Annotated in this window: 22 protein-coding genes and 5 pseudogenes; 11 read left to right on the forward strand and 16 right to left on the reverse strand. The window is 64.6% G+C overall.

Annotated features, from left to right (window positions below):
• Positions 1-35: 35 nt before the first annotated feature.
• The 3 genes and pseudogenes from CXY78_RS21750 to CXY78_RS16080 all read left to right on the forward strand — a co-directional run.
• Positions 36-413, forward strand: a pseudogene (locus CXY78_RS21750) (patatin-like phospholipase family protein); the annotation flags it as partial.
• 51 nt (positions 414-464) lie between these two features.
• Positions 465-819: pseudogene (locus CXY78_RS16075) on the forward strand (NAD(+)--rifampin ADP-ribosyltransferase).
• A 340-nt stretch (positions 820-1,159) separates the two neighbouring features.
• Positions 1,160-1,621 (forward strand): SRPBCC domain-containing protein, encoded by a 462-nt coding sequence (locus CXY78_RS16080; RefSeq protein WP_158253334.1) that lies wholly within the window; start codon positions 1,160-1,162, stop codon positions 1,619-1,621.
• A 437-nt stretch (positions 1,622-2,058) separates the two neighbouring features.
• Here CXY78_RS16080 and CXY78_RS16085 read toward each other — a convergent pair.
• Positions 2,059-2,656: pseudogene (locus CXY78_RS16085) on the reverse strand (transposase); the annotation flags it as partial.
• A gap of 250 nt (positions 2,657-2,906) precedes the next feature.
• A complete protein-coding gene (locus tag CXY78_RS16090; protein WP_233206217.1) occupies positions 2,907-4,043 on the reverse strand; it encodes an LCP family protein in 1,137 nt (378 codons plus the stop codon).
• 275 nt (positions 4,044-4,318) lie between these two features.
• Here CXY78_RS16090 and CXY78_RS22185 point away from each other — a divergent pair, with 275 nt between their 5' ends.
• Together CXY78_RS22185 and CXY78_RS22190 are read left to right on the forward strand one after the other, a co-directional pair.
• Complete coding sequence (locus tag CXY78_RS22185) at positions 4,319-4,519, forward strand: hypothetical protein (protein WP_369827331.1); 201 nt, start codon at positions 4,319-4,321, stop codon at positions 4,517-4,519.
• 50 nt (positions 4,520-4,569) lie between these two features.
• Positions 4,570-4,758, forward strand: coding sequence for a hypothetical protein (locus CXY78_RS22190; RefSeq protein ID WP_338061607.1), 189 nt, complete (start codon positions 4,570-4,572; stop codon positions 4,756-4,758).
• A gap of 52 nt (positions 4,759-4,810) precedes the next feature.
• On the opposite strand, the gene CXY78_RS16100 is transcribed toward CXY78_RS22190, so the two are convergent.
• Both CXY78_RS16100 and CXY78_RS16105 read right to left on the reverse strand, forming a co-directional pair.
• A complete protein-coding gene (locus CXY78_RS16100) occupies positions 4,811-5,866 on the reverse strand; it encodes a hypothetical protein (protein ID WP_104090242.1) in 1,056 nt (351 codons plus the stop codon).
• 102 nt (positions 5,867-5,968) lie between these two features.
• The gene (locus CXY78_RS16105) at positions 5,969-6,883 is read right to left on the reverse strand and encodes a DUF808 domain-containing protein (RefSeq protein WP_092342257.1); all 915 of its coding nucleotides are present in this window, start codon (positions 6,881-6,883) and stop codon (positions 5,969-5,971) included.
• Positions 6,884-7,164: 281 nt separating this feature from the next.
• Here CXY78_RS16105 and CXY78_RS16110 point away from each other — a divergent pair, with 281 nt between their 5' ends.
• Both CXY78_RS16110 and CXY78_RS16115 read left to right on the forward strand, forming a co-directional pair.
• Positions 7,165-7,725 carry a dienelactone hydrolase family protein gene (locus CXY78_RS16110; protein WP_199182629.1) on the forward strand — a complete coding sequence of 187 codons (561 nt, stop codon included), beginning with the start codon at positions 7,165-7,167 and terminating at the stop codon, positions 7,723-7,725.
• Positions 7,726-7,789: 64 nt separating this feature from the next.
• A complete protein-coding gene (locus tag CXY78_RS16115) occupies positions 7,790-8,200 on the forward strand; it encodes a hypothetical protein (protein ID WP_092342255.1) in 411 nt (136 codons plus the stop codon).
• Positions 8,201-8,336: 136 nt separating this feature from the next.
• Here the strand turns inward: CXY78_RS16115 and CXY78_RS16120 are convergent, their stop codons facing one another.
• Complete coding sequence (locus CXY78_RS16120; protein WP_092342253.1) at positions 8,337-8,780, reverse strand: YdeI/OmpD-associated family protein; 444 nt, start codon at positions 8,778-8,780, stop codon at positions 8,337-8,339.
• Positions 8,781-8,874: 94 nt separating this feature from the next.
• Here CXY78_RS16120 and CXY78_RS16125 point away from each other — a divergent pair, with 94 nt between their 5' ends.
• A complete protein-coding gene (locus CXY78_RS16125; protein ID WP_092342251.1) occupies positions 8,875-9,516 on the forward strand; it encodes an NADPH-dependent F420 reductase in 642 nt (213 codons plus the stop codon).
• Between the two features lie 545 nt (positions 9,517-10,061).
• Here CXY78_RS16125 and CXY78_RS16130 read toward each other — a convergent pair.
• The 4 genes and pseudogenes from CXY78_RS16130 to CXY78_RS16145 all read right to left on the reverse strand — a co-directional run bounded on the left by CXY78_RS16130 (position 10,062) and on the right by CXY78_RS16145 (position 12,248).
• Positions 10,062-10,772 carry a response regulator transcription factor gene (locus CXY78_RS16130; RefSeq protein ID WP_104090243.1) on the reverse strand — a complete coding sequence of 237 codons (711 nt, stop codon included), beginning with the start codon at positions 10,770-10,772 and terminating at the stop codon, positions 10,062-10,064.
• Positions 10,769-11,488 (reverse strand): annotated as a pseudogene (locus CXY78_RS16135) (sensor histidine kinase); the annotation flags it as partial. The gene CXY78_RS16130 and the pseudogene CXY78_RS16135, both read right to left, overlap by 4 nt.
• Positions 11,488-12,159 (reverse strand): annotated as a pseudogene (locus tag CXY78_RS16140) (potassium-transporting ATPase subunit KdpA); the annotation flags it as partial. The pseudogenes CXY78_RS16140 and CXY78_RS16135, both read right to left, overlap by 1 nt.
• Positions 12,159-12,248 (reverse strand): potassium-transporting ATPase subunit F, encoded by a 90-nt coding sequence (locus tag CXY78_RS16145; protein ID WP_092342245.1) that lies wholly within the window; start codon positions 12,246-12,248, stop codon positions 12,159-12,161. The pseudogene CXY78_RS16140 and the gene CXY78_RS16145, both read right to left, overlap by 1 nt.
• 399 nt (positions 12,249-12,647) lie before the next feature.
• Between CXY78_RS16145 and CXY78_RS16150 the strand changes: the two genes are divergently transcribed.
• Together CXY78_RS16150 and CXY78_RS16155 are read left to right on the forward strand one after the other, a co-directional pair.
• Positions 12,648-13,148, forward strand: a complete 501-nt coding sequence (locus tag CXY78_RS16150) for a hypothetical protein (protein WP_092342267.1) — start codon at positions 12,648-12,650, stop codon at positions 13,146-13,148.
• A gap of 94 nt (positions 13,149-13,242) precedes the next feature.
• Positions 13,243-15,108, forward strand: coding sequence for a bifunctional 3'-5' exonuclease/DNA polymerase (locus tag CXY78_RS16155; RefSeq protein WP_233197523.1), 1,866 nt, complete (start codon positions 13,243-13,245; stop codon positions 15,106-15,108).
• A 139-nt stretch (positions 15,109-15,247) separates the two neighbouring features.
• Here CXY78_RS16155 and CXY78_RS21095 read toward each other — a convergent pair whose 3' ends face one another.
• Positions 15,248-16,549: a hypothetical protein gene (locus CXY78_RS21095; protein WP_158253335.1), complete on the reverse strand. Its 1,302-nt coding sequence runs from the start codon at positions 16,547-16,549 to the stop codon at positions 15,248-15,250.
• A gap of 527 nt (positions 16,550-17,076) precedes the next feature.
• Between CXY78_RS21095 and CXY78_RS16175 the strand changes: the two genes are divergently transcribed.
• Positions 17,077-17,598, forward strand: a complete 522-nt coding sequence (locus CXY78_RS16175) for a DUF3145 domain-containing protein (RefSeq protein ID WP_092342239.1) — start codon at positions 17,077-17,079, stop codon at positions 17,596-17,598.
• Positions 17,599-17,780: 182 nt separating this feature from the next.
• Here the strand turns inward: CXY78_RS16175 and CXY78_RS16180 are convergent, their stop codons facing one another.
• The 6 genes from CXY78_RS16180 to aceE all read right to left on the reverse strand — a co-directional run bounded on the left by CXY78_RS16180 (position 17,781) and on the right by aceE (position 25,442).
• Positions 17,781-19,016: a beta-ketoacyl synthase gene (locus tag CXY78_RS16180; protein WP_092342238.1), complete on the reverse strand. Its 1,236-nt coding sequence runs from the start codon at positions 19,014-19,016 to the stop codon at positions 17,781-17,783.
• Positions 19,017-19,120: 104 nt separating this feature from the next.
• Positions 19,121-19,369: an acyl carrier protein gene (locus CXY78_RS16185; RefSeq protein WP_092108059.1), complete on the reverse strand. Its 249-nt coding sequence runs from the start codon at positions 19,367-19,369 to the stop codon at positions 19,121-19,123.
• Positions 19,370-19,428: 59 nt separating this feature from the next.
• Positions 19,429-20,433 carry a beta-ketoacyl-ACP synthase III gene (locus tag CXY78_RS16190; RefSeq protein WP_092342236.1) on the reverse strand — a complete coding sequence of 335 codons (1,005 nt, stop codon included), beginning with the start codon at positions 20,431-20,433 and terminating at the stop codon, positions 19,429-19,431.
• 46 nt (positions 20,434-20,479) lie between these two features.
• Entirely contained in the window at positions 20,480-21,400 is a 921-nt protein-coding gene (locus tag CXY78_RS16195; protein ID WP_104090253.1) for an ACP S-malonyltransferase, read from the reverse strand.
• Between the two features lie 106 nt (positions 21,401-21,506).
• Positions 21,507-22,709, reverse strand: a complete 1,203-nt coding sequence (locus tag CXY78_RS16200; RefSeq protein WP_092342232.1) for a CdaR family transcriptional regulator — start codon at positions 22,707-22,709, stop codon at positions 21,507-21,509.
• A gap of 6 nt (positions 22,710-22,715) precedes the next feature.
• Positions 22,716-25,442 carry a pyruvate dehydrogenase (acetyl-transferring), homodimeric type gene (aceE, locus tag CXY78_RS16205; protein WP_104090255.1) on the reverse strand — a complete coding sequence of 909 codons (2,727 nt, stop codon included), beginning with the start codon at positions 25,440-25,442 and terminating at the stop codon, positions 22,716-22,718.
• Positions 25,443-25,520 lie beyond the last annotated feature (78 nt).

The raw sequence follows: 25,520 nt of genomic DNA on the forward strand, positions 1-25,520 counted from the left end.
AAATCACCGTGGCACGTCGAGTTGCAACCGGTTGCGGAGTCGAATTGACTGATGCCGTCGCCGCCAGCTGCGCCAGTGGCCTTCCGTACCGAATCGACGATATCCGCTACATCGACGGCGGCTACCGATCGAACGCCGAGAATGCTGATCTGGCCGCCGGATACGGACGGGTGCTGGTGCTGTCACCGTTCGGCGGCAAATCATTGACGTCGCTGCCCTGGGGAGTGCATCTCGCCACTCAGATCGCCGAGCTCCGCGCCGAGGGCAGCACGGTCGAAACGATCTTTCCAGAAGAGGGCTCCGAGCACCTGTTCGGTGTTCACGCGATGAATCTGTCGCTTCGGCCGCTCGCTGCTCGGGCTGGATACGAGCAGGGCACAGCAAGCGCTGACTACCTCGCCGAATTCTGGCGGGGTCGTGGACCCTACGGTTCGAGTTCAGATCTGCTACCAACTGTTGTGGAGGTGACGATGACCGGCGAGCCCAAACCATTCGATGTCTACGAACCCCGTGTTCTGTTGCATGGGACAAAAGCAGACTTGGCGCTGGGCGACCTGTTAGTTGCTGGTCGCGACTCGAATTTCGAAGCCGGGAGGCGAGCGAACCATGTCTACCTGACGGAAACGCTGGACGCCGCAACCGGGGGCGCTGAACTGGCAGTTCCCCGGCAATCCGACTCACTCTTACCGCACCCGCGAACCGGTGAAAGTGGTCGGTGAACTCGTCGATTGGATTGGGCACTCGCCGGTTCAGGTGCAGTCGATGCGAGATAGTCTCGCCGCCCTCACCCGGAAAGGCCGCGCGGTCATCGACGACTAGGCCATTCGGTGATATCGCAGGTGGATCAATCGGTTGATCGACGGGCGCTCTCCTAGTCGATGGCAACGAAAGGATTGAGCAAACCGGGCTCTTCCGAATACCAGTGCTGGACTGGGGGAACCACGCCTGGCGACTGTTTAAGCTCGTAAGGCGTACACGCACCATGGGCGCCAAAGGACCGACCTCTGATGCGTTGCCCTTCGCGTTCATGGCGCTCGCCAGGCCGTGAACAGACACGCAATCATGGGTACGCTCGATGGGGGGCGTTTGCAGAACTTGTCGGCGTTCCGCTCGGCGGGCAATGTCCCGCCGCGCTCGGCTTGAACGTGAGGGAAACACCGTGTCTGATCACGCAAGAATCAAGGGGCACACCGTGACCCGCACCGTGCACATCGAAGCCTCGCGCGCGAGCGTCTGGAAGGCGCTGACCGATCCCGAGGTGATGGTCAAGTGGTTTGGCGACGGTGTGGGGTTCGCCGCGCTCGAGCCCGGTGCAACGGGCAGCATCGACTGGGATGACTACGGCAGTTTCCCGATCGAAATCACCGAGGTCGTGCCCGACGGCTCGTTCGGCTTCCGTTGGTCGGGAATCCCCGCCGAACAGCTCGATGAGTACTCGACGCACGTGCGCTTCACCCTCGCCGATGCTGGTTCCGGGACGGATGTCACGGTGATCGAATCGGGCTTCGACACACTCCCCGGCGGCACCCGCTACCGTCGCGAACGACTTGAGCAGAACCGAGAGGGCTGGGACGTCGAACTCGACGAACTCGCGCTCCTATTCGAGGTTGTCTCGGAGTAGTTAACGATTACAGGGGAGTCGATTGACGAGTGGGTCACGTTGCTCGGCCTCTCCCGTTTCGTCAATCTGCCCTTGGTGAGCGTTTCAGGACTAACAGTCAGTACCGTCATTCCACCAGGACGCTATGCGACTTGGTTATGACAATCACGGCGCCGCGAGATTCGGGCGATTTGGAAAGGCGAAAAGGGGGACTGGTGACACGTCCCATAGTCCTAGGGCGGTTTCGAGACACGATGAATGAGCGCAGTAGGCTTCGAGCATGACGCGTCTTGACCAAGCTGAGTCCGATGCAGAGTCCAAGGGCACCAGCACCGCCTATCTCGGCGGCGCCATCGTCACGTCCCGCTGAGTGGTGGAGTTTCTCGACACCGTGCAGGTCAGTGGTTCTGATTATGCCGCAGTGAGTTCGGGAACGGGAATCCCCCTGTGAGGATGCTGGCGTCGACGGTTGCGAGGGCGTCGTGGAGCATCTGGGCGACCTTGGGGGTGGGAGTGTTCGAGCATGCGGGTGACCTCGTCGAACTGGGCCTGAACGTGCTTGGCGTCCGGCTGGGCGAAGATCGTGCGGATGACGCTGGCGACCATTTCCTGGCTGGCCCGCGGGACGATCGAGAGAATATTTCGCATTTGATGGACACGGCAGCGTTGCCAACTGGCGCCTTGGAATACGGTGCCGATGGCTTTCTTCAATCCGGTGTGGGCGTCGGAGATGACGAGCTTCACGCCGTCGAGACCGCTGGTCTTCAACGACCGGAGGAAGCTGGTCCAGAACGCCTCGGTCTCGCTATCACCGACATCGAAGCCGAGGACCTCGCGGCGCGTCGGCGGCCACGCCGATGGCGACGACCAAAGCCTGGGAGATGACACAGTGGTTGACGCGGGCCTTGCAATACGTGGCGTCGAGAAACACGTAGGGGTACCCGGTCACGCCGAGGTACCGGTCACGAAACGCAGCGACTTCCCGTCGAGATCGGCGCAAATCCGGAACACTTCGGACTTGGAGATGCCGGTATCGGCGTCGTGAGCGCCGATCACGCCAATGTCCCATCGTCCCGGGTGCGCTGAGACGTCTGGACGGAGTTCCAGAACGGTGTTCGCGCTGATCGCGAGCACGATCAGCCCGGCCCTGAACAAAAGGACCACGCCGCCGGGGGAGGCGAGCAGCGTCGCGCTGAAGTCCCTGGTGCTGTATTTCTCTGCGGATGCGACGTGGTTCGGTTTCAGGAAGGCTCGAGACGTGTGCGTGGCCGCGCAGTGTCGGCTCCGGACTATCGACAGACTGCCATCACCTGATGGCCGCTTCGGCACACGAGTCGTCCTGCGCCGTTTGGCCGGTGAGACCGTCCAGCGGCTGAACGGTCGGTACTGGTGCAGGGACGGCGGTTTCGCCCGGTTCCGGCGTTGACGTTTCGACCGGCACTGCGGAATCCGTTGTCGGTTCCGGAGTGGAGGTCGTTCCCGGGAGAGTGAAGGGCTGATCGGCTGCGAGTTTGGTGAACATCTCAGCGGCCACGGATTCCACCGGAACGACCTTGCCCGGAAAATCGGGATCCTCGGTGGTGCCGGGATATTGCACGAACAGCAGTCGGTCCAGATCGATGTCCTTAAGCGCCAGGGCCATCGATACCATCGTGTCGATGTCGGCCAACGAGGTCGACAACTGAATGTTGGTGGCTGCAGCATTGGCTAGTCTGACCAGGGTGGGGATGCTGGTCAGGGTTCCGTTGCCCTGCACGGTGCGCATGAGTGAGGCCATGTAGATTTGCTGCGAGGAGATTCGTGCCAGATCGCTGCGGTCGCCGACGCCCTTGCGGCTGCGCAGGAACGCGAGCGCGGTGTCTCCGGCGACGATGCTGGTGCCCGAGGGCAGGTCCAGTCCCGCAGCGGGGTCGTTGATGGCTGCATTCAGGCAGATGGGAACGCCGCCGACGGCGTCGCTCATCTGCACGACCCCGTCGAACGAGATCATCCCGGCGTAGGGGATGGTCAGCCCGGTCAACTCGGACACTGTTTTGACCACGCAGGGGAGTCCGCCACGAGACATCGCCTCGTTGACGGGCCGTGCGGCCATCGCCGAAAACTCGGTGCCGCTCGCGGCATCCGTGCAGGCGGGGTGCGCCACGATGAGATCGCGGGGGATGCTCACAACGACCGCGTTGCTGTGGTCGGCAGACACGTGCACGAGAATGTTCACATCGTTGAGAGTGCCGTCACGTTCACCGTACGCCGCGCTTTGCGTTGCATCGTTGTCGATGCCGACCAGCAGAATGTTGAAACCGTTTTCGTAGCTTTCGAGCTGTGGCACGGGCGCGGCCGTGTCACCCGTGGTGATGTCGATCGCGTTGTCGTCGACCGTCTTGCTGAAGCTCCACACCGCCACCGTAACCACCGCTGACGTGCTCGCTACGACAACGGCCAGCACGGTCGCCACCAGTCTGAGGGCGGCAGCATATGGATTCGAGCGTGTCAGCCGCCCGTGACGTGCTACTCCGACGATCCGCTTGCTTCGCCTGCCCGCGTCAACCACAGAGCTCCGTTCGTTGTATCCGATCAAGCCCCTCGACGTTGCGCTGGACCATTCCGAGGGTATCGCGCCTCCCGGGGATGACCGTGTTCACGCCCGCCCGGACTTCTGTGCGTCATGATTCCGCTGTAGGCTCCCTTCGTCTGTGCAGAAAGAACATCTGGAGGCTGCCCATGCCGCGAATCAAGCGGTTCGATCATGTTGGTGTGACCGTTCAGGATCTCGACCAGATGACGGCGTTCTTTGTTGGACTGGGCCTCGAGATCGAGGGCCGCACCTTCGTGGAGGGCAACTTTATATACATCGTCACCGCGATTCCCAACTCACGTTCAGAAATGGTCATGCTGAAGACGCCTGAGTGGGGACGGCGGTAGAGTTTTCCAGTTTTGTTCGACCGCATCCCGTACCGGGATCGCCCGACGCCATGGCCAACGAGCTCGGGCTCCGCAGCCTGTCGTTCGAAGTCGAGAATCTTCAAGCGCTGGTCGACCGGCTGGCCACGGAAGGGTACAGTCTGGTCGGCGGCATCGGCGAGTATGAGGGTGTCTGGCGCTTGGCGTACGTGCGAGGCCCGGAGGGAATCATTGTGGCTTTGGCGGAGCGGATGCGCTGACGCAGACGCGGCGTACCGGTTTACCGCGATAGCCAGCCAGCGGGCAGCTTGACTACGGTGCGACGTAGGCGGACACTGTTGGCACGTGCGGCGAGGTACTAGACATGACCATGCCGTCGGCCAACCATGTTGCCGTCAGATCGAGAAGCACGCGTGGCCCGGTCGCCTCGGGGTCGAGGGTACCCAAAACCACGGCGTTGAGGCGCAGGCCGTTCTCGGCAATCTCGCTGGCAGCCGCGCAGATACTCGTCGCGGTGAGGTCGACCTGTTGCACCACGAGGCAGTACGGGCCGGAACCGAGCCGGGCCAGGTAAATTCCGTAGGAGCCTCGAGGCGTGAGTCCGGAGGGTCGCACCATGCTGTAAGACGGTCCGAGGTCGGCCAATTCACCGGCCGAGGGGTCGACCGGTTGGTCGAAAAGCCCGGCAATGGCGCCGACCGCCGCTTCGTTCGGCAGCACGCCGGGTGTGTTCTCAGCTGAGCTGGGGCCGGCAGTGGCCGAAGAGCCGTTCTCGAACGTGGCCATGATGCCCTGCTGCAGCGCCTGGGCACCGAGCGTGCCCAAGACGCCAGCGGCCACCCCTGCGGCCAGCAAGATTGAACGCCAACGCACTCGGCCGGCCAGCGGCCGGTCATCGGTGACCGCGTTCGTGGATCTGTCGGCGGGTGGGGGAGCGGCGACACCGGACGCGAGATCCTTGGTGACCGCCATCGTGGTGGCACCCGCATCAGTCAGATCGGTACCGAACCGTTCCAGCAACTGGGCGACGGCATCCGCGCGCGCAGCGAGGTGCACGGTGAGCTGCCGCAGTCGGTGCTCGCTGGCTGTCGCACGCACGGTCGATCCAGCCTCCGTGCGTTCGAGCGTCGGCTCGGGCATTGCTGCGCGGGAGAAAACACTGGACTGCAGCTCCACCAGGTGCACTGCCGGGTCGATCTCGCCGGCGGGTGTCGGCTGTAACGGATGCGCGGCCCACCACAGCGCGTCCATCACGTCGTGTGCGTCCCGGTTGGTACCGATCAGGGTGGCAAATTCCTGGTCGAGATCCGCTCGCAGGGCATCGTTTCTTTCCGCGGCCGCTCGTAACTGGAGCGCCAGATTGTTCACTCGTCCCCGCATCGTTTACTTCACCCTATCGCTCGGCCGCCTGCCCCTTGGTAGCTCGGCACTGCCGTCCAGGCGCTACGTGGCGTGCTGTACGGATGAAGGCTAGATATTCGGGGTGGAGACTTCCTTGGTCGTAACGGGAGGTTTACTGCGTTTTAGGAGACCCGACAGTGCGAAAGTGATCCCGGCGATGATGAGCCCGAGAGTCAGGCCGAACACGGCCGACAAGCCAGTGTCGGTGAGCCAGACGACAGCCGGGCCGGCGGATTCGACCGAGTGCGTGACGACATGGAGCAGGTCGTAGGGGCCGTGCCAGAACGTCTCTGCGAGGTTTGCGATGACCAAGTGGCCGCCGACCCAGAGCATGGCGACCGTTCCAATGATGCCGATCACACGGAACACGGTGGGCATCGATGCCACGATGCGTGCGCCGGTACGTCGCACCTGGCGGGCGGGGTTCTCCATCAAAGCCAGGCCAATGTCGTCGATCTTGACCAATAGTGCGACGGCACCGTAGACGAGCGCGGTCATGCCGAGACCGATGACCACCAGGGCGCCGAGGGTCATCCAGATGCCGAAGTCGGGGTCGAGGCTGGCCAGCGCGATCAGCATGATCTCGGTGCTGAGGATGAGGTCGGTGCGGATTGCGCCGAAAATGAGCTTGCCCTCATCGCGGGATTCCGTCTCGTCGGCGACGTGATGGGTGCCGAACCATTCGGTGACTTTCTCCGCACCTTCGAAGCATAGATAGGTCCCGCCGAAGATCAGCAGAAACGGCAACACCCACGGTGCGAACGCGGACAGGAGAAGCGCGAGCGGGATGATGATGACGAACTTGTTGAACAGGCTGCCCAGCGCGATGCGCCAGACAACATGGAGTTCGCGTGCCGGCGAGAGCCCCTGCACATACTGCGGCGTGACGGCCGCATCGTCGATGACGACGCCCGCGGTCTTCGCGCTCGCCTTGAGGGCGGCCGTGAGTATGTCATCGACGACAGCAAGCAGGCCGACAGACATGTGGTACTCCTCGGGTGGGGCATCGCGCTCGCACGATGCAATGGCGGTGAGGTCCAGATTACCGTGGGGAGGTGAGCGAGAGTCGTCATGGTGGATTCAGGCGAGCGGATGCTCACGCTCGGCACCGCTCGCCGCCGCCAAGTGGCGGTCACCCGATCTGCTTGCGGGGTCAGAAGTCGAGTCGGCGGCCGAAGCTCCGTTGGCTCGGGGGCGGGCAGAGCAGAAGGCCTCACGGCCGAGCTGCACCATCTCATGGGGCTGGAGCCCGGCTGAATGCGCGGATGCGTCCTCGAGCACCGCTCGACACGGAAACATCCCTCTTTGCCGACGAACTGCGCAGGGCCGGGCATGTCGTTCACACACCCGACCTGTTCGATGGCCGTACCTTTGAAACCATAGACGAGGGCGTTGGCTACGCCGAGCAGGTCGGCTTCGGCGACCTGATTGACCGCGGCGCACAGACGGTCGCGGGCCTACCCGGAGACCTGATCTATGCGGGATTCTCCCTCGGGGTGCTCCCCGCCCAGAAGCTGGCGCAGACGCGCTCGGGCGCACGCGGGGCGCTGCTGTACTATTCCTGCGTTCCAGTATCCGAATTCAGCGCAGCCTGGCCGGATGACGTTCCGGTACAAGTGCACGGCATGGACGCCGACCCGATCTTCGTTGGCGAGGGTGACATCGATGCTGCCCGTGCGCTCGTCGAGTCGACGGACGCGGCGGAACTATTTCTCTACCCCGGAGACCAGCACTATTTCGCCGACAGCTCGTTGCCGTCGTATGACGCGGAGGCCGCCGCGCTGTCGCTGCACCGCACGCTCGTGTTTCTTCACTCAACCGCATAAAACGGATGTCCGAGACGCCGCCTACACTAAATGGCGTAGATCGGCCCCTGGAAAGGAACAAACCATGAGCACCACCTTCAGCAAAGAGGAAAAGGCAGCCATGCGGGCGGCTGTGGCCGAGGAGAAGGCCGCCAAGGCCGGTGCCGACCTGGCGGCAGCCTGCCTCGCTGCAATCGCCGACTTGACCGGCACAGACAAGGAGTTGGCCGAGACCCTGCACACGCTGGTTACGAGCCACACGAATCTGGCCGGGAAGACCTGGTACGGCATGCCGGCCTACGCCGATGGCGATGGCAAGGTGGTGGTGTTCTTTCAGAGCGCCGCGAAGTTCAAGGTGCGCTACGCCACCATCGGCTTTCAGCCAGACGCGCACCTTGACGACGGCGATTTCTGGCCGACCTCCTACGCCGTCACCAAACTGACCAACGCCGATCAGGATCGGCTGGTGGCATTGCTCAAGAAAGCCGTTGGCTAGCGCGACTTCACGCGCGCCCAGATCTGCGCCGTCCCGCGCAGGTCAGGCATCAAGCTTGACGCCGCGCGCGAGTCGGCAGACGGCCAGCATCGACAGAAAGGTTACCTGATCGCCCAGGAACCGATCGTCAGAGGGCTCAGGACACCCCACGAAGGTCGGCGATCGTCTTCCCGACGCGACGCGCGCGGGTGTCGTCACCCTTCGCATCCGCGATGGCCCGAGCATATTCTTTGCGGCGGCTGTAGGACAGCCTGTTCCAGGCGGCAGTAGCGTCGGAATCCTCCGCGAGCGCCAGTGCGAGCGGCGGCGGTACCTCGACCTCCCGCGGCTCGTCGTCACGCACAATAGTGACCTCCACGGCGTCTCCGCCGCCGAGTCCAGAGGCAGCCCGGTGTTCAGCACTCAGTCCCACGAGATTGAGCCCGCCCATGACAGCGGTCGTGTTGCGATAGCTGTACGTGCCGTTGAGCGTGATCAACACGGGAACGCGTTTGCCGCCGAGTTCTGCGACGACCGCGTCCGGGATCACGATGCCGATGTTGTTGCCGTTTTGCAATAAATTCGTGGTGAATCGAGGCATCCGTTGCGTACCGTTCCCTTCTCAGCGCCGACCCCGCCTCTCCGCGCGGCCGCACGGCGGGAACATTTTTGGGGTCGCTATCGTTGTCGCCAGTATGACAACTATTGGAATCATCGGTGCAGGAAACATTGGCAGCCAGGTCGCGCGAAAGGCGATTGAGAGTGGCTATGACGTCGTAATCAGCAATTCCCGAGGACCGGAAACCCTGGCAGACCTCGTGGCGGAACTGGGTCCGAAAGCGAGCGCTGGGTCCGCAGCGCAGGCCGCCGAGGCCGCCGACGTGGCGGTCGTCACCGTGCCGCTGAAGGCCTACGCGAACGTGCCCGTCGAACCCCTGTCCGGCAAGATCGTCATCGACACCAATAACTACTATTTCGAACGCGATGGACACATCGACGCCCTCGACAATGGCCAGGCGACCGTGACGGGCATGTTGCAGAAGCACCTGCCAACGTCTCGCGTGGCCAAGGGATTTAACCACATCACGGCCGCCGACATCACCGCGGATTCCTTCCCGACCGGGGACTCCGAGCGGCGCGCGCTGGCCACGTCCTCTGACTTTGCGGATGCCTCTGCCTTCGTTACCAAGCTCTACGACGAATTCGGCTTCGACACCGTCAATATCGGCCCCCTCGCCGAAAGCTGGCGCGTCGAGCGTGACCGCCCCGCCTATGGCGTGCGTCAGAACATCGCAGAGCTCGAGGCCAACCTGGCGAAGGCGCCGCGCACCGTCTGACCCAGCCCGGTGAACGGAGAAGTCACCTGGATCCGCACACGTCCGCCGACGAAGATTCCCACACTTGGTGGACCCACAGTGTTGGCGAGCGGCCTGTTTCTGCCGCTCAGTCTGGGCGTCGGGGCGGGCGGCACAGCCTATGTCTCGCAGAACGCACTGGGGGTGCTCACCAAGGTCAGTCCCGACGGCACGACGTTGCGAGTGCCAACCCCGGCGATGAACTCGGGGCCGTCTCCGTGCGTAACGGCACCGTTTACTACTCGACCAACACGCACCGCATCGGCGCTGTACTCGATGCCGGCGGGCGGTGTGGCCGCACCGTTGGCCGATCTCTTCGCCTATGAGAGCACGGCGAACCCGGCCGAGGTCAACACCTATGGGTTCGTCGACCTGCGGCAGTCCTGCCTCGACCAGTTCGATCCAGCGGCACCTACCGGCCCAGCCACCTATGCCGGAATCGTCGATACCCACCCCTACGCCAGCCTTCCTTTGGATGACGGCGTGTATGTAGCGGATGCCGGTGCTCACGCCGTTCTCAAGGTCGGTTACGACGGAACGGTGAGCACGGCCGCCGTACTCCCGGCCGGTGACCCGATCGTGGTTACTCCCGAGATCGCTGCCGGAGTCGGCTTCCCCGCCGGCACCGCCTCGAGTTTCTTGCGCAGCTGCGCAACGCAGAGCCGCAGATAGCCGGAGTCGTTGGTGTGGTGGGGCCCCCACACCTCGCTCAGCAGGAGCTCGCGAGTGACCAGCTTGCCGGGGTTGCGCAGCAGAACTTCTAGAATGCGCCACTCGGTTTGGGCGAGTCGAATGACCTCCGATGCCGCACCGGTCACCCGCTTGGCGGCGAGATCGACGGTGACGGCGCCGAACTGCACCACCGGTTCGTCGCCGACCGACGGCACGCGCCGGGTGAGAGCGCGGATTCGGGCGAGCAGTTCCTCGATGGAGAACGGTTTCGTAACGTAATCGTCGGCGCCGAGGTCGAGGGCGTCGACCTTGTCGGCGGCCCCGGTGCGGCCGGAGACCACGAGAATCGGCACCTGACTCCACCCCCGCACCGCCTCGATCACGGCCAGACCGTCGAGGCGCGGCATTCCGAGGTCGAGCATGACCAGGTCGGGGTGCTGTTCGATGACGGCATTGAGCGCGTCGGCGCCATCGCCGGCCGTGATGATCTCGTAGCCGCGCGCGCCGAGCGTGATGCGCAGAGCGCGCAGAATTTGCGGATCGTCGTCGGCGATGAGAATCTTCATTTGGGTTCCTCCCCGGCCGGGCCGTCCGGAATAGCCGTCAGGGCGATCACCATGGTGACTCCGCCACCGGGCGTGTCATCGGCGTCGAGCGTGCCGCCCCTGCCCTCGACGAACCCCCTGGCGATGGCCAGGCCGAGACCGAGACCGGTCAGGTTGTCGGTGTCGCCCAGTCTCTGGAACGGTACGAAGACATCCGCTCGCCGCCCGGCGGGAATTCCCGGTCCGTGGTCGGTCACTCGAATTTCCACCTGACCGGCGAACTCGCTGGCCGAGATCCGCACGCGCGTTCCGGCGGGAGCAAAGCGGATGCCGTTGGCCACGACGTTCACGATGGCCCGCTGCAACAGCCCCGCGTCGGCTAGAACCATGCTGAGCTGGGGGCCGAGGTCCAGGTCGACCTGCTCGGGACCGAGTTCGAGCTCGTCGAGGGCCGGAAGAACCACGACGGCCACATCGACCGGGCCCCGCCGCACGGCCAGCGCGCCGGCCTGCAGTCGGCTCACATCGAGCAGGTTCGTGATGAGCGCCGAGAGCGATTCCAGACTTTCGTCGGCGGTCGCGAGCAACTCGGCGCGGTCGTCGGCGCTCAGCGCAACGTCGGTGGCGCGCAGCCCGCTCACGGCCGCGGTGGCCGACGCGAACGGGCGACGCAGGTCATGTCCGACGGCAGCGAGCAGGGCGCTCCGCACCCGGTCGGCCTCGGCTAGCGGCGCGATCGCATCGCCTCCTGTGAAGCGACCGGCCCACCGGGCAGCGACTGGGTCGCGCCGCTCAGGGTCGTGATGGTTGTGAAGCCGCTCACGTTCTGAATCATGCCGGCAGCGATGAGCACGATCGCGGCCACAATGGACAACGGCAACAGCAGGCGCAGGATGCCGCGGGTCAGGTCCACCCAGAAATTGCCGATCGTGCCGGCCCGTACGGCAGCGAACGCCCGCACGAGGGCTATGGCCACGCACAGCCCGACCGCGGCCGAAACGAAGTTCTGCACGGCCAGGCCGAGAAGCTGCACCGAATACCCCATGGTGACGTCGGGGGAGTAGGACTGCCAGTTGGCGTTGGTGACAAACGAGATGGCGGTATTGAACGAGAGCCCTTCCGGGATAGCCGGAAAGCCGAGGGCGTAGGGCAATACGGCCTGCAGCCGCTGGAGGCCGTAGAGCAGCAGTACTCCGACGAAGGAGATCGCCAGCGCACTGCGCAGATAGGATTGCCAGGTCTGTTCGGAGCGCGGATCGACACCGATCAGTCGGTAGAAGCCGCGCTCGATGCGCAGGTTCCGCCGGCTGGTGTAGATGAGCGCTATGTAGTCACCGAGCGGGCGATAGATGAGGGCGAGAACCAGAGCCACGGTTGCCGCCTGCAGGGCAACCAACCAGTTATCCATTAGAACGACTCCGGCTTTATTAGGGCAACGAGCAGGTAGACGATGGCGGCCACGGTCAGACCGGCGGCAATGACCGAGAACACGATCACAGTTTCTCGACCCCCCAGGCGACAAACGCGACGAGGGCGAACAGGGCACAGACGCCCAGGAGATAGACAAGGTCGAGCATGAAAGCTCCTTCTGCGGCGGCGAGAGATAGACGTGGCGGCGCGGGTTGTGTGCTGCACCGGAGAAAGTAGACACCCGCCGGGAACGGGACGGGACGATCCTCACGACTTCCATACGCCGCACGCCGCAAAGCTAACGACATTGCCGCGGGCAAAGGTCGTCGGACAAATCCTTCTGGCCACTGAACCATTCCCCGTGGTAACTCGTGGTAGCTCCAAGGACCCCTCTGCCTCGCACCACAGCACCGGTACCACTCATCGAATAGCAACACTTCATCACGCACCAATTCGAAAAGCGTGCACCGAGAGAAGGAAGCAATCATGAACAGCAGAATTTGGCTCAAGGTCGGGCCCGTCGTCGGGGCGGTTGCGCTCAGCGTTCTTGCGCTGACCGCATGCTCGCAGGGAACGACGGCACCGGCTGCCGACACATCAAGTTCATCCAGTGCGACGAGTGACGCCGCCGACAAGCCGGCTCTGGCCACCGCGGACAGTTCGCTCGGCACGATCGTCGTCGATACCGCCGGGATGACCCTGTATGTGTTCGACAAGGACGTCGCCGACTCCGGCAAGAGTACCTGCGAGGGCGAATGCCTCGTCAAATGGCCAGCCGTCATCGCCGAATCCGACACCCCCACCGTTGACGGTGTGACCGGCACGGTCGGTGTCATCACCCGCACCGACGGCACCAAGCAAGTCACCCTCAATGGGCTTCCGCTCTACTACTGGGCGGGCGACGCTGCTGCCGGTGACACCACCGGCGAGGGTGTTGGCGGCGTTTGGTGGGTTGTCGCTCCCAACGGCGACAAGATCGCTGGATAACGTCCTCAATCAGGCGTCGTCTCGCAGACCCCGTACCTGTCGGCACCGCGAAGCCGAGGGGTACGGGTGCTCCGGCACCGGGCAGAATAGACGAGTGTATGTTCTGGTGCGGCAAGCGAGCGGGGGCGACGTGCTCGTCGACCCGCTGGACGATGCCGGCTTCCCGCTCGAGACTGCCCGCCGACTCACCATGAGCGAGTTTCACTCGTTCGTGAAGTCCCGCGAGCCGACAACGCGCGTGCCAGCGGGGCAAAACGCCGCTGCGCCCCGCTGGGTCTGGGAAGACACCGCCCGAATCTATCCCGTTCTGCTCGCGGCCGGGATCCGTGTGGACCGTTGCCATGATCTCCGCCTCTGCCACGTGATCCTGAAGAATTCCGCCCTCACGATGACGAGCCCACTCGCGCTGGCCGCACCAGGTCGCTGGGATGTGGCGAGCTTGGGACCGATCGACGAGGCGGAACCTCGGGCGACGCTGTTCGACCTCGACGTCGACGGTGACGCGGCCGATGAATTTGACGCTGACGGCTCCGGTGGTGCCGCTGCCGATGACTCCGGCGCAGCGCGCGAGTTTCGACGCCAGCTCGACGCCGTGGCATCCGCTGGCGAACCGGGACGACTGCGGCTGCTGCTGGCGGCCGAATCCGCCGGTGCCCTCGTAGCCGCGGAGATGCGTTATGCCGGACTGCCCTGGCGCACCGACGTGCACGATGTGCTCCTCACCCGGGAACTGGGGCCGCGGGTCGCGCCCGGGGTACGGCCGGAGCGTCTGGAGCTGCTGGCCCAGCGCATCCGTTTCGAACTGGATGATCCGGACCTCAACCCTGACTCCCCGCAGGATTTGTTCAAGGCGCTGCAGCGAGTGGGCCTCAACGTCACGTCCACGCGCGGGTGGGAGCTGCAGAAGCTGGAGCATCCGGTCATCGAACCGTTGCTGCAGTATAAGAAACTGGCTCGGCTGCTCAGCGCCAACGGCTGGACCTGGATGGAATCCTGGGTCATCGACGGCCGATTCCACCCCGACTACGTACCCGGAGGTGTCGTGACCGGTCGCTGGGCCACCCGCGGTGGGGGAGCGCTGCAGTTGCCCAAACAGATTCGCGGTGCCGTGGTCGCCGACGACGGCTGGAAACTCGTCGTCGCCGATGCCGCCCAACTCGAGCCGCGAATCCTCGCGGCGCTCGCACAGGACACGAGCATGGCCACGGCCGGGCGCGGAACCGACCTGTATGCCGGAATTGTGTCGAGCGGCGTCGTCGAAACTCGAGACCACGCCAAGGTCGCCATGCTCGGCGCCATGTACGGCGCCACGACCGGGGAAAGCGGTCGACTGATGCCCCGCCTCGCCCGCGCCTATCCCCGGGCGATCGCTCTGACCGAGTCGGCCGCCCGCGCGGGAGAACGTGGTGAGGTCGTCACGACCAGACTTGGGCGATCGTCGCCGATCCCGGGACCGGGTTGGCACGAAGCCCAGGCGCAAGCCTATGATCCGGCGGCAACAGCGAGCGATGAGCGGCGCGCCCGCAGTCAGGCCCGCGACTGGGGACGCTTCACCCGCAACTTTATCGTGCAGGGCAGTGCCGCTGAATGGGCCCTGTGCTGGATGGCCGAGATCCGCCGCGAGCTCACGGCCTTGCCAGGCCCTGCACCTCGCGATCGCGCGGTAGCGGCCCGCTCCGAAGCGGATGCCGCCCCCGGCACAGCCCCCGAGTCCGGTTCTCTCGACGAGCGGTCGACGTCGCAGGCTCCGGGGGCCCGCCCGCCCTTCGACGCCGAACCGCATCTGGTGTTCTTTCTGCACGACGAAGTGATCGTGCACACGCCGGCGGAGCAGGCCGACGCTGTGGCTCAGATCATCGTCACGGCCGCCGAGACGGCGGGGCGGCTGCTCTTCGGCGACTTTCCGGTCGACTTCATGCTCACGGTGGCCACCGTAGACAACTACGCCCAGGCCAAGTAGCCGGTCAAAGTCGACCTGCGTGACGGGTGTGCGGTGCGGGTATGCGGGTCTGGGCGCGCAGAAAGGCGGGCCCCGCGCTGTGTGCGTGGGGCCCGCCTGGTGTTCCTGCAAGGGAATTCTGTGGGGGTTGGTCTGGTGGTTAGCCCTTTTTGATGACGACGGTGGTGTTGTCGGTGTAGTAGTTGCGTTGGAAGTCGATGATGGTGGTGGTTTTTGCGATCACGGCGCAGTTGGCGACCTTGGTGTCTCTGCCGAATTTGTTGTCTTTGATGATCGTTCCCTTGAGTGGGCCGTAGGCTTTTTCGGCGATGTTGACGGTGCAGGCGCCGTTGTTGGCGAAGTTGTCGGTGAAGCTGAAGTTGGAGACGACTCCGCGGTCCTGGGTGATTTGCACGGCGGCGCTGTGTGAGTCGGTGAGGCGGTTGCCGGTGACTGTGACGTTGTTACCGATCTGTACTTGGATGGAGTCGTCGTGGCTGGGTGATCCGCCCTGGTTTGGGTCGTTGAGGTAGTGCATGTGGTCGTGGATCCAGCTGTTCTGAATGAGCACGTTGCTGCCGGTGACGTGGATGCCGTCGATGACGTTGTGGATGTTCAGGCGGGTGGCGGTGAAGTTGTAGCCGTAGATGCCGTTGGCGTCGGGTGAGGCGACGGTGGGGAACAGTTCGGTGTCGGTGATCACGAGGTTGCTGTAGCCGCCGAGGTTGTTGATCAGGGCGCCGGGACCGTTCATGGTGCGGCCGCGGATGATGGAGTTTTTGATGGTGACGTTGGCGGCGCTGATTTTGATCAGGCCTCTCACGTCGAGGCCGTTCAGGACGGTGCCGGGGGTGGTGACGTTGATGTCCCCGTTGACGACCTTCAGGCTGGTGCCGGCGGGAACACCGGTGTTCGTCGCGGTCGGCGTGCCCGCCGTCGGCCGAGCCGAAGTCGGTGTGGGCGTCGGCGTCGGGGTAGGAGCCGGTGCCGGGGTGGGTGCCGGGGTGGGTGCGGGGACGGTTTTGGCGGTGTAGCCGACGATGGTCATGTCGACGGTGACGTTGGCGGTGGCGCTGGCGACGGTGAGGGTGCCGTCGGATTTGCTGGTGACGGGGACGGTGTAGGTGCGTTCGGGGCCGTCGCCGGTGGGGGCGGTGAAGTAGTAGCGCTGGGTGTTTTCCGGGCCGACGAGAACTTTGATGTCGGTGCGGGCGGCGGCGGTGGTGTCGAACATGACCTGCACGGAGGCGGCGTCGGCGGGGATGGTGCCGAGGTCGGTGGTGACCTTGCTGCCGGCGGGGACAGCGACGGAGGCGGTGGTGGTGGCGGCTTGGGCCGGCAGCACGGCGAGGCCGCTGAACGCGACGGCGAACGCGCCGGCGGCGGCGATCAGGGCCAGGCGGCGCGACGGGCGACCAGCGGGGCGAAGGGTGGAGCGTGAAGCGAAAGCAGTGTTGGACATGGGTCACATTTCGTCTAGTGCACGGATTCGGGGGGTGCGGGTGAGCGGCTGTGGAGGGGGCCGCGTCGTGTGAAATGAGTATTGCCCACTATGGGCATTGTCACAATCGAATACGGGTTTTTCTCAGGTTCACCCCCCGTTCCGGGGTAGACGAAAACCCGGAAACGGGCACAAAAAAGCGGCCGGACCTGCAATAACAGGGCCGACCGCATCCGTATAACGAATGTGGAGTCTGTGCACGATTCCCCGTATGCGCTGTCCCAATGCGGCCTCTGGTGGTCACAGATGTGCGTTCGCGGCCGACGAAGCCTCGCCTACACCGGGCCCCGGGAAGGCCCGTCAGGTGCTTGTCAATGCGCAGGTGGCTGGGGCATAATGGCGCTATCGGCTCGCTGCGCTCTGGCGGTCGAACAATTTCACATTCACCATCGTGCCCACAGCAGTGAGTTGAAAGTAGCTCAGCGTTGCAAGCGCGGTCGTTCCGAGGTCGTTGGGGAAGACGCACCTACTAGGAACGGAGAAACACGATGGATGCAACACCTAACCGTCGGACGCGGATTGCGCGGGGGGTGCTTTTTGTGCACTCCTCTCCGCGGGCCGTCTGCCCGCATGTCGAGTGGTCGGCTGGCCGTGCGCTCGGCGAGGCTGTCAACTTTGCCTGGTCAGAACAACCGGCTCTGCCCGGATCCCATCGGGCCGAATATTACTGGGAGGGATCCCCGGGTACCGGCGCGGCACTCGCATCCGCTCTGCGAGGGTGGGAGCAGTTGCGCTTTGAAGTCACCGAAGACGCCGGACCGGGTTCGGATGGCGGTCGCTGGCTGCACACGCCTGAGCTGGGAATCTTCTACGCACAGACCGACAGCGTGGGTAATGTCGTCGTGCCGGAAGATCGCATTCGATCGGCGATGGAGCGTGCCGGAGCCAACGCGATCGAATTGCACCGGGAGCTGCGCCTGGCCCTCGGGCAAACCTGGGACGACGAGCTTGAACCGTTCCGGCAGGCCAGCGATCTGAACGCCGTGGTGTGGCTGCACCAGGTCGGCTGATCAGACCGGTTCCCCAATGCGTGCGGTTCGCCCGTGATGGCGTGGCCTGTCGACCGGTGATACTCCCGGTGGCAATCCCACGAAGTCGACGTCTGTTCCCGTGAACACGGCCAGATTCGGCGAATCGCCTTACAGAAATGACCCCGTCCGAATCCGGACGGGGTCATTCTCATCTGCAGTACTTAGACGGAACGGAATGCCACGACCGCGTTGTGCCCGCCGAACCCGAAGGAGTTGCTCAGCGCGAGCAGGTCTCCGGCAGGGAGCGCCCGCGGAGTGGTCACCACGTCGAGCGGAATTTCCGGGTCCTGCGACGTGAGGTTGATCGTTGGCGGTGCGGTGCGCTCGGCGAGAGCCTTCACCGTGAAGAACGCCTCGAGGGCACCGGCACCTCCGAGCAGGTGGCCGGTTGATGCCTTCGTGGCCGACACCGGGATACCGTCGAGCAGGTTACCGAACACTCGCTTGAGAGCGTTGTACTCGGCGATGTCTCCGACCGGGGTGCTCGTGGCGTGAGCGTTGATGTGGGATACCTCAGCGAGGGTCGCACCGGCATTTTGCACCGTCGACACCATGGCGCGGGCAGCCGCGGTTCCCTCAGGGTCAGGCGCGGTGACGTGGTACGCGTCGCTGTTGACGACGCCGCCGACGAGCTCAGCGTAGATGTGCGCTCCACGTGCCTTGGCGTGCTCTTCGGTCTCGATGACGAGGGCGGCAGCGCCCTCGCCGAGAACGAAACCATCGCGGGTCACATCGTACGGGCGGCTCGCGGTGGCCGGGTCGTCGTTGCGGGTCGACAGGGCGTGCATCGCCGCGAACGAGGCAATCGGCAGCGGGTGAATCGCGGCTTCGGAGCCGCCAGCAATAACGACATCGGCCAATCCGGCCTGCAGGCGGTTGTAGGCGTTGACCAGAGCTTCGGTGCTCGAGGCACAGGCGGAAACAACCGTGGTGATACCGGCACGGGCGTGCAGGTCCATGCCAATGGCCGCTCCCGGGCCGTTGGGCATGAGCATCGGCACGGTCATCGGCAGCACGCGGCGCGGGCCGCGTTCGCGCAGCGTGTCCCACGCGTCCAGCAGGGTCCACACGCCACCGATTCCGGTGGCCCAGTCCACGGCGAGGCGCTCAGGCTCGACCTCGGGAGTGCCGGCATCGGCCCAGGCTTCGCGCCCGGCGATCAGCGCGAACTGGCTGGACGGGTCGAGGCGTTTGACCTCAAAGCGCTGCAGCACATCTGCGGTCTTCACGCGCGCCTGTGCGGCAAAAGTTACGGGAATAGCTGTTTCAGCGACCCAGGCCTGCTCGAGGGTGGTGGTGCCCGATTCGCCGGCCAGAAGGGCCGCCCAGGTGTCGACCGCCGTGCCGCCCAACGGCGTAGTGGCACCGATACCGGTGATAACGATTTTCTTGGTCATAAGTCAACTCTCCATGGAACGACAAACGTGTGGGCCGGCGCGTTCCAGCACCAGCCCAGTGAACAGGTCGGCCGTTTGCCGGCCGACCTGGTTCAGGCTTGGGCCTAGTCCTGGGCCTTCACGATGAACTCGACGGCGTCGCCGACGGTCTTGAGGTTCTTGACCTCTTCGTCGGGGATCTTCACGTCGAACTTCTCTTCTGCGTTGACGACAATGGTCATCATCGAGATGGAGTCGATGTCCAAGTCGTCGGTGAACGACTTGCCCAGTTCAACCGTGTCGGTTGCGATTCCGGTCTCGTCGTTGATGAGCTCGGCCAGGCCGGTCAGAACTTCTTCGGTGGACAATGCCATGATATTTCTCCTTGAGGGGTGTCTCGGTTGACCGAGACCTAGTTTAGGGGGTGGGTAGGTTAGGGCAGCACAACGACTTGCGCACCGAACACGAGTCCGGCTCCGAAGCCGATCTGCAGTGCGAGTCCGCCGCTGAGCTCTGGGTGTTCCTCGAGCAGGCGGTGGGTGGCGAGAGGGATCGAAGCCGAGGAGGTGTTACCGGTCGTGGCGACATCGCGGGCGATGACCACGGACTCCGGCAGCTTGAGCTGCTTGGCGAACTCATCGATGATGCGCATGTTGGCCTGGTGCGGAATGAACGCCGCCAGGTCGGCGCTCTCGATCCCGGCGACTTCGAGGGCCTTCTTAGCCACCTTCGCCATGTCCCAGACGGCCCAACGGAAGACAGTCTGTCCTTCCTGACGCAGGGTGGGCCAGTCGGCTTCGCCGCGACGGTACTCCTGCAGGGTGTGATTCATGGTGATCGCGTCTGCTTTGGAGCCGTCCGAGCCCCACACTGTGGTAGAGATTCCGGGGTAGTCGCTCGGGCCGATGACGATGGCGCCGGCGCCGTCGCCGAGGAGGAAGGAGATGCTGCGGTCGGTCGGGTCGACGAGGTCTGAGAGCTTCTCTGCGCCGATGACGAGCGCGTAGTGTGCAGCCCCCGTGCGAATCAGGGCGTCGGCCTGGGCTACGGCATAGGCGTAGCCGGCGCAGGCCGCGTTGATGTCGTAGGCGGCGGCCGGATTGGTGCCGACGCGGTCGGCCACGACAGCGGCGATCGATGGGGTCTGGCGGCTGTTGCTGATGGTGGCGACGATAACGGCGTCGATCAGGGCCGGGTCGACGCCGCTCTTCTCGATGGCCTCGCGGGCGGCATCCGTTGCGAGATCGACGGCGCTGATGTCCTGGCTGGCCCGGGCACGTGTGATGATTCCGGTGCGCTGCTGAATCCATTCGTCCGAGGAATCGATGGCTTCAACGAGGTCGTCGTTGGGTACGAGGTTTTCACCGCGGGCAGCGCCCACGGACAGAATGCGGGTGTACTGCGGTCCGTGGGACTGCTGGAGTGTGGGCTTTGGCATTGTCTCTTTCGTCACATTCTCTCGTGCTTCAGTACTGCTGGCACAGTTAGGACTGCTGGTCGATCATGGCCCAGGCGGCGGGCAGGTCGTCCGGGGTCTTGATGGCGACGCTGGGGACGCCTTTCAGGGCTCGTTTCGCGAGCCCCACGAGGGCGCCGGCGGGCGCCACCTCGATGATTCCGGTGACTCCCGCTTGAGCGAAAGCCTCCATGCACCTGTCCCACCGTACCGGCGACGACACCTGACCGACGAGCAGATCCACAAAATGGATGCCGTCGCTCATTTGGCTGCCGTCGCGGTTGGTCCAGATCGGGAGCGTCGGATCGGCGGGGCTGAGCGAGTCGGCGACCATGGTCATCCGTTCGACGGCTGGCTTCATATACCGGGTGTGGAATGCACCGGCGACCTGCAGCGGGATGACTCGGGCCCGGTGTGGGGGAGTCGCGGCGAGGTCCGCGAGGGCATTGAGGGCCCCGGCGACGACGATCTGCCCGCTCCCGTTGAAGTTGGCCGGTTCGAGACCCAGTTCAGCGACCCGCGCGAGCAGTTCGCTCTCATCGGCCCCGATTACGGCACTCATACCGGTGGCCTCCAGCGCGGAAGCCGCCTGCATGGCGAGGCCCCGTTCGCGCACGAAGCGCACGGCCTCGCCGTTGGTCAGGATGCCAGCGCCAGCGGCCGCGGTCAGCTCGCCGACCGAGTGCCCAGCGATACCGGCAATGCGGTCGCGGCGTCCATCGGTCAGCAGGGCTTCGAGGGTGAGGATGCCGGCAGCGACGATCAGAGGCTGGGCGATCGCCGTGTCGCGAATGGTGTCGGCGTCACTGACCGTGCCGTGGGCGACGAGGTCGAGCCCGACCTCGTCGGAAATTTGGCGGAGGCCCGCGTCGAAGGCGGGCAGAGCCAGCCAGGGTTCAAGGAATCCGGGAGTTTGGGAGCCCTGACCCGGGCAGACGACAACGATCACTTAGTTAGTCTTCCAATCTGGTGACGTAAATGAATGTGTAGATCGCACTAAGTATCCAAGAAAGCTTTGTCGACAGTAGTACATTCGCCGGTTTCCCCGGGCTGGATCAGCGGCGTCGGCTGGATCCGTCGTGGTCGCTGATCGAGCCGATGATCAGCGCGGACTGCAGAATGAGTGCCTCGCGGGCTCCCGTGGCGTCGTAGCCGATGACCTCGGACACGCGTTTCAGGCGATACCGAACGGTGTTCGGGTGCACGAAGAGTTCGCGAGCGGTCGCCTCCAGCGAGCGGCCATTGTCGAGATAGCACCAGAGCGTGGTGAGCAGCTCGGTGGAGTGGGCCTGCAGTGGCCGATAGATGCGATGGATGAGCGTGGCCCGGGCGAGCGGATCGCCAGCGAGGGCACGTTCGGGGAGCAGATCGTCGGCCTGCACCGGGCGAGGCGCATTGCGCCAGGAGCGAGCGACCGCGAAACCGGCCAGCGCGGCCTTCGCGCTTTTCGACGCGTCCACGAGGTTGGGGACCTCGTGGCCGAGCACCAGGTGGCCGGGGCCGAAGATCGGCTCGAGCTGCATGGCGATTTCCATGAAGGTGAGGGCAGCGGCCGTACCGACGTCCTCGCTGTCGACCGGCGCCGGACGGGCCCGACCGATCACGAGCACGAGGCGGTTGCCCTGAACTCCGATCAAAACGTCAGCAGCCATGTGCCGGGCGGCCCGTCGCAGCTGGTCGACGTCGAGCATTTGCGGCGTCGTGCCGACCAAAACGCAGACCTCGCCGTGGCCGTGCCAGCCGAGGGCCGCGATGCGACTGGGGAGTTCGTCGTCATATTCCCCGCTGAGAATAGAGTCGACGACGAGCGCTTCGAGTCGTGCGTCCCAGAGCCCGCGTGCCTCGGCGGCGCGAGCGTAGACATCCGCTGCCCCAAAAGCGATCTCCCGGGAGTAGAGCAGAATGGCCTCGCGCAGGGCCTCCCCACCGTCCTTGACCCGTTCCTCGACGACTTCAACCGTTACGCGAATGAGCTGCAGCGTCTGCTGCAGGCTCACCGAGCGCAGCAGTTCGCGGGGGGCGGCGCCGAAGACGTCAGCGGCGATCCACGGCGTTGACCGGGGGTCGTCGAACCACGAGATGAAACTCGTGATTCCGGCCTGGGCGACGAGGCCGACCGCCGACCGCCGTCCTGGTGGCATATCGCCATACCAGGACAGCGTGTCCTCGAGCCGCTTGAGCGTCTGGGTGGACAGCTCGCCGGAGATGGTGCGCAGCCAGTTGAGAGTCTGCTCTTTCGTCTTGGGCGCCGGTGCCACGGTTTCTTAGCTCTCGCCCCCGGCAGAGCCGGTGGTGCCCGCGCTCACATCGTGCAGGCGATACTTGGCAATCGCCTGGCCGGCGAGGCTCCGGTCAACTTCACCGCGACGGGCGAGCAGCTCCAGGGTGCGCACGACCATGGACGGACCGTCGATCTTGAAGAATCGACGTGCCGCCGGACGGGTGTCCGAGAAGCCGAAGCTGTCGGCGCCGAGCGTTGCAAAGTCGCTCGGAACGAACTGCCGAATCTGATCCGGAACGGCGTGCATGAAGTCGGACACGGCCACGAACGGACCGGCTGCTCCCTCGAGCTTCGCCGTGACATACGGAACGCGCGGCTCGTCGTCGGGGTTGAGGAAGTTGTGTTCCTCGGCGGCAAGACCATCGCGGCGAAGCTCGGTCCAGGACGTGACCGACCAAACATCGGCCGACACACCCCAGTCGTCGGCGAGCAGCTTTTGCGCCTCAAGCGCCCACGGCACGGCGACGCCGGAGGCCAGCAGCTGAGCCTTCGGACCACTCACAGCGGATGCGCTCACCCGGTGGATACCGTGCAGGATTCCGTCCACGTCGACATCGTCGGGCTCGGCCGGCTGAACGGCCGGCTCGTTGTAGACCGTGATGTAGTACATGACGTTCGGGTCGGTGTGGGTTCCGCCGTACATGCGATCGAGTCCGGCGCGCACGATGTGGCCAATCTCGTAACCGTACGCAGGGTCGTAGGAGACCACGGCCGGGTTGGTCGACGCCAGCAGCGGCGAGTGACCATCGGCGTGCTGCAGCCCCTCACCGGTCAGCGTGGTGCGTCCGGCCGTGGCTCCAATGATGAACCCGCGGGCCATCATGTCGCCGGCCGCCCAGAGGGCGTCGCCGGTGCGCTGGAATCCGAACATGGAGTAGAAGACGTAGACCGGAATGAGCGGTTCACCCTGGGTGGCATACGAGGTACCCACGTTGGTGAACGCCGCGGCAGCCCCGGCTTCATTGATGCCCACGTGCAGAATCTGGCCCTGCGGACTCTCCTTATAGGAGAGCAGCTGGGCGTGGTCAACAGACGTGTAGTGCTGGCCGTTGGGGTTGTAGATCTTGGCGGTGGGGAAGAACGCGTCGATGCCGAAGGTGCGGGCCTCGTCGGGGATGATCGGAACGATACGGTTGCCGAAGTCCTTGGCCCGCACGAGCTCCTTGAGCAGCCGCACGAAGGACATCGTCGTGGCGATTTCCTGGGTTCCGGAACCCTTTTTGGCGACCTTGTACGTCTCGTCGCCAGGCAGATTGAGCGCGGTGTGCCGGGTGCGACGCTCCGGCAGGTAGCCGCCGAGCGCACGACGCCGCTCGTGCATGTACTCGATCGCTTCGTCCTTGTCGCCGGGGGAGTAGTACGGCGGCAGGTACGGGTTTTCCTCGAGCTGAGCATCCGTGATCGGCACGTGCATGCTGTCACGGAAGGACTTGAGGTTGTCGAGGGTCATTTTCTTCATCTGGTGGGTCGCGTTGCGGCCCTCGAAGCTCGGGCCGAGGCCGTAGCCCTTGATCGTCTTTGCCAGAATGACGGAGGGCTGTCCCTTGTGCTCCGATGCGGCCTTGAACGCGGCGTAGACCTTACGGTAGTCGTGGCCGCCGCGCTTGAGGTTCCAGACCTCGTCGTCGCTCAGGTGTTCGACCAGCTTGAGGGCGCGCGGGTCGCGGCCAAAGAAGTTCTCACGTACGTAGGCGCCGCTCTCGGCCTTGTAGGTCTGATAGTCGCCGTCGGGCGTGACGTTCATGAGGTTGATCAGGGCGCCGTCGACGTCGTTCTTGAGCAGGTTGTCCCACTCGCGGCCCCAGACCACCTTGATGACGTTCCAGCCGGCACCGCGGAAGAAGCTCTCCAGCTCCTGGATGATCTTGCCGTTACCGCGCACCGGGCCGTCGAGACGCTGCAGGTTGCAGTTGATCACGAAGTTGAGGTTGTCGAGGCCTTCGTTGGCTGCGACCTGCAGCTGGCCGCGGCTTTCCACCTCGTCCATTTCGCCGTCGCCGAGGAACGCCCAGACCTGCTGGTCGCTCGCGTCCTTGATGCCACGGTTGGTCACGTAGCGGTTGAGCTGCGCCTGGTAGATGGCGTTGATGGGGCCGAGCCCCATCGACACGGTCGGGAACTGCCAGAATTCCGGCATGAGGCGTGGGTGCGGGTAGGACGAGATGCCGTCGGGAGCGTGCGACTTCTCCTGGCGAAACCCGTCGAGCTGGTTCTCGGTCAGGCGGCCCTCGAGGAAGGCACGAGCATAGGTGCCGGGGGAGGCGTGTCCCTGGATGAAGATCTGGTCGCCACCGCCCGGGTGATCCTGGCCGCGGAAGAAGTGGTTGAACCCGACTTCATAGAGGGCAGCGGATGACGCATAGGTCGCGATGTGCCCGCCGACAGCGATGCCGGGGCGCTGAGCGCGGTGCACCAGAACGGCAGCGTTCCAGCGAATCCAGGCGCGGTAGCGGCGCTCGATGTCTTCGTCACCGGGAAAGTCGGGTTCGTTCTCCGTGGCGATGGTGTTGATGTAGTCCGTCGTCGGCACCATGGGAACGCCGAGGTGCAGCTCTTTCGAACGCTTCAACAGGCTGAGCATGATCTCGCGTCCGCGTTCGTGACCGTGTTCGGCAACGAGCGAATCGAGGGATTGCGACCACTCGGCCGTCTCCTCCGGATCGGAGTCGGCGTTGTTCGTAGAGTACGGGTCCTGGTCGTTGACCGTCACAGTCGACCTCTCCTTGGGGTTTATGCAGCGATGGTGCTTCGTGGGGGCATTCTTTCGCCACCACGAAGGCACGTGCCG

It is taken from the genome of Cryobacterium sp. N19 (assembly GCF_002929595.1).
Classification (GTDB): Bacteria; Actinomycetota; Actinomycetes; order Actinomycetales; family Microbacteriaceae; genus Cryobacterium; species Cryobacterium flavum.

Coding starts and splice junctions, on each gene's coding strand:
- CXY78_RS16125 (WP_092342251.1), top strand. CDS start 8,875: ATGACAACTATTGGAATCATCGGTGCAGGAAACATTGGCAGCCAGGTC.
- CXY78_RS16130 (WP_104090243.1), bottom strand. CDS start 10,772: ATGAAGATTCTCATCGCCGACGACGATCCGCAAATTCTGCGCGCTCTG.
- CXY78_RS16115 (WP_092342255.1), top strand. CDS start 7,790: ATGAGCACCACCTTCAGCAAAGAGGAAAAGGCAGCCATGCGGGCGGCT.
- CXY78_RS16190 (WP_092342236.1), bottom strand. CDS start 20,433: ATGCCAAAGCCCACACTCCAGCAGTCCCACGGACCGCAGTACACCCGC.
- CXY78_RS16120 (WP_092342253.1), bottom strand. CDS start 8,780: ATGCCTCGATTCACCACGAATTTATTGCAAAACGGCAACAACATCGGC.
- CXY78_RS16105 (WP_092342257.1), bottom strand. CDS start 6,883: ATGTCTGTCGGCCTGCTTGCTGTCGTCGATGACATACTCACGGCCGCC.
- CXY78_RS16110 (WP_199182629.1), top strand. CDS start 7,165: ATGCGTCCTCGAGCACCGCTCGACACGGAAACATCCCTCTTTGCCGAC.
- CXY78_RS16185 (WP_092108059.1), bottom strand. CDS start 19,369: ATGGCATTGTCCACCGAAGAAGTTCTGACCGGCCTGGCCGAGCTCATC.
- CXY78_RS16180 (WP_092342238.1), bottom strand. CDS start 19,016: ATGACCAAGAAAATCGTTATCACCGGTATCGGTGCCACTACGCCGTTG.
- CXY78_RS22185 (WP_369827331.1), top strand. CDS start 4,319: ATGCCGCGAATCAAGCGGTTCGATCATGTTGGTGTGACCGTTCAGGAT.
- CXY78_RS21095 (WP_158253335.1), bottom strand. CDS start 16,549: ATGTCCAACACTGCTTTCGCTTCACGCTCCACCCTTCGCCCCGCTGGT.
- CXY78_RS16175 (WP_092342239.1), top strand. CDS start 17,077: ATGGATGCAACACCTAACCGTCGGACGCGGATTGCGCGGGGGGTGCTT.
- CXY78_RS16150 (WP_092342267.1), top strand. CDS start 12,648: ATGAACAGCAGAATTTGGCTCAAGGTCGGGCCCGTCGTCGGGGCGGTT.
- CXY78_RS22190 (WP_338061607.1), top strand. CDS start 4,570: ATGGCCAACGAGCTCGGGCTCCGCAGCCTGTCGTTCGAAGTCGAGAAT.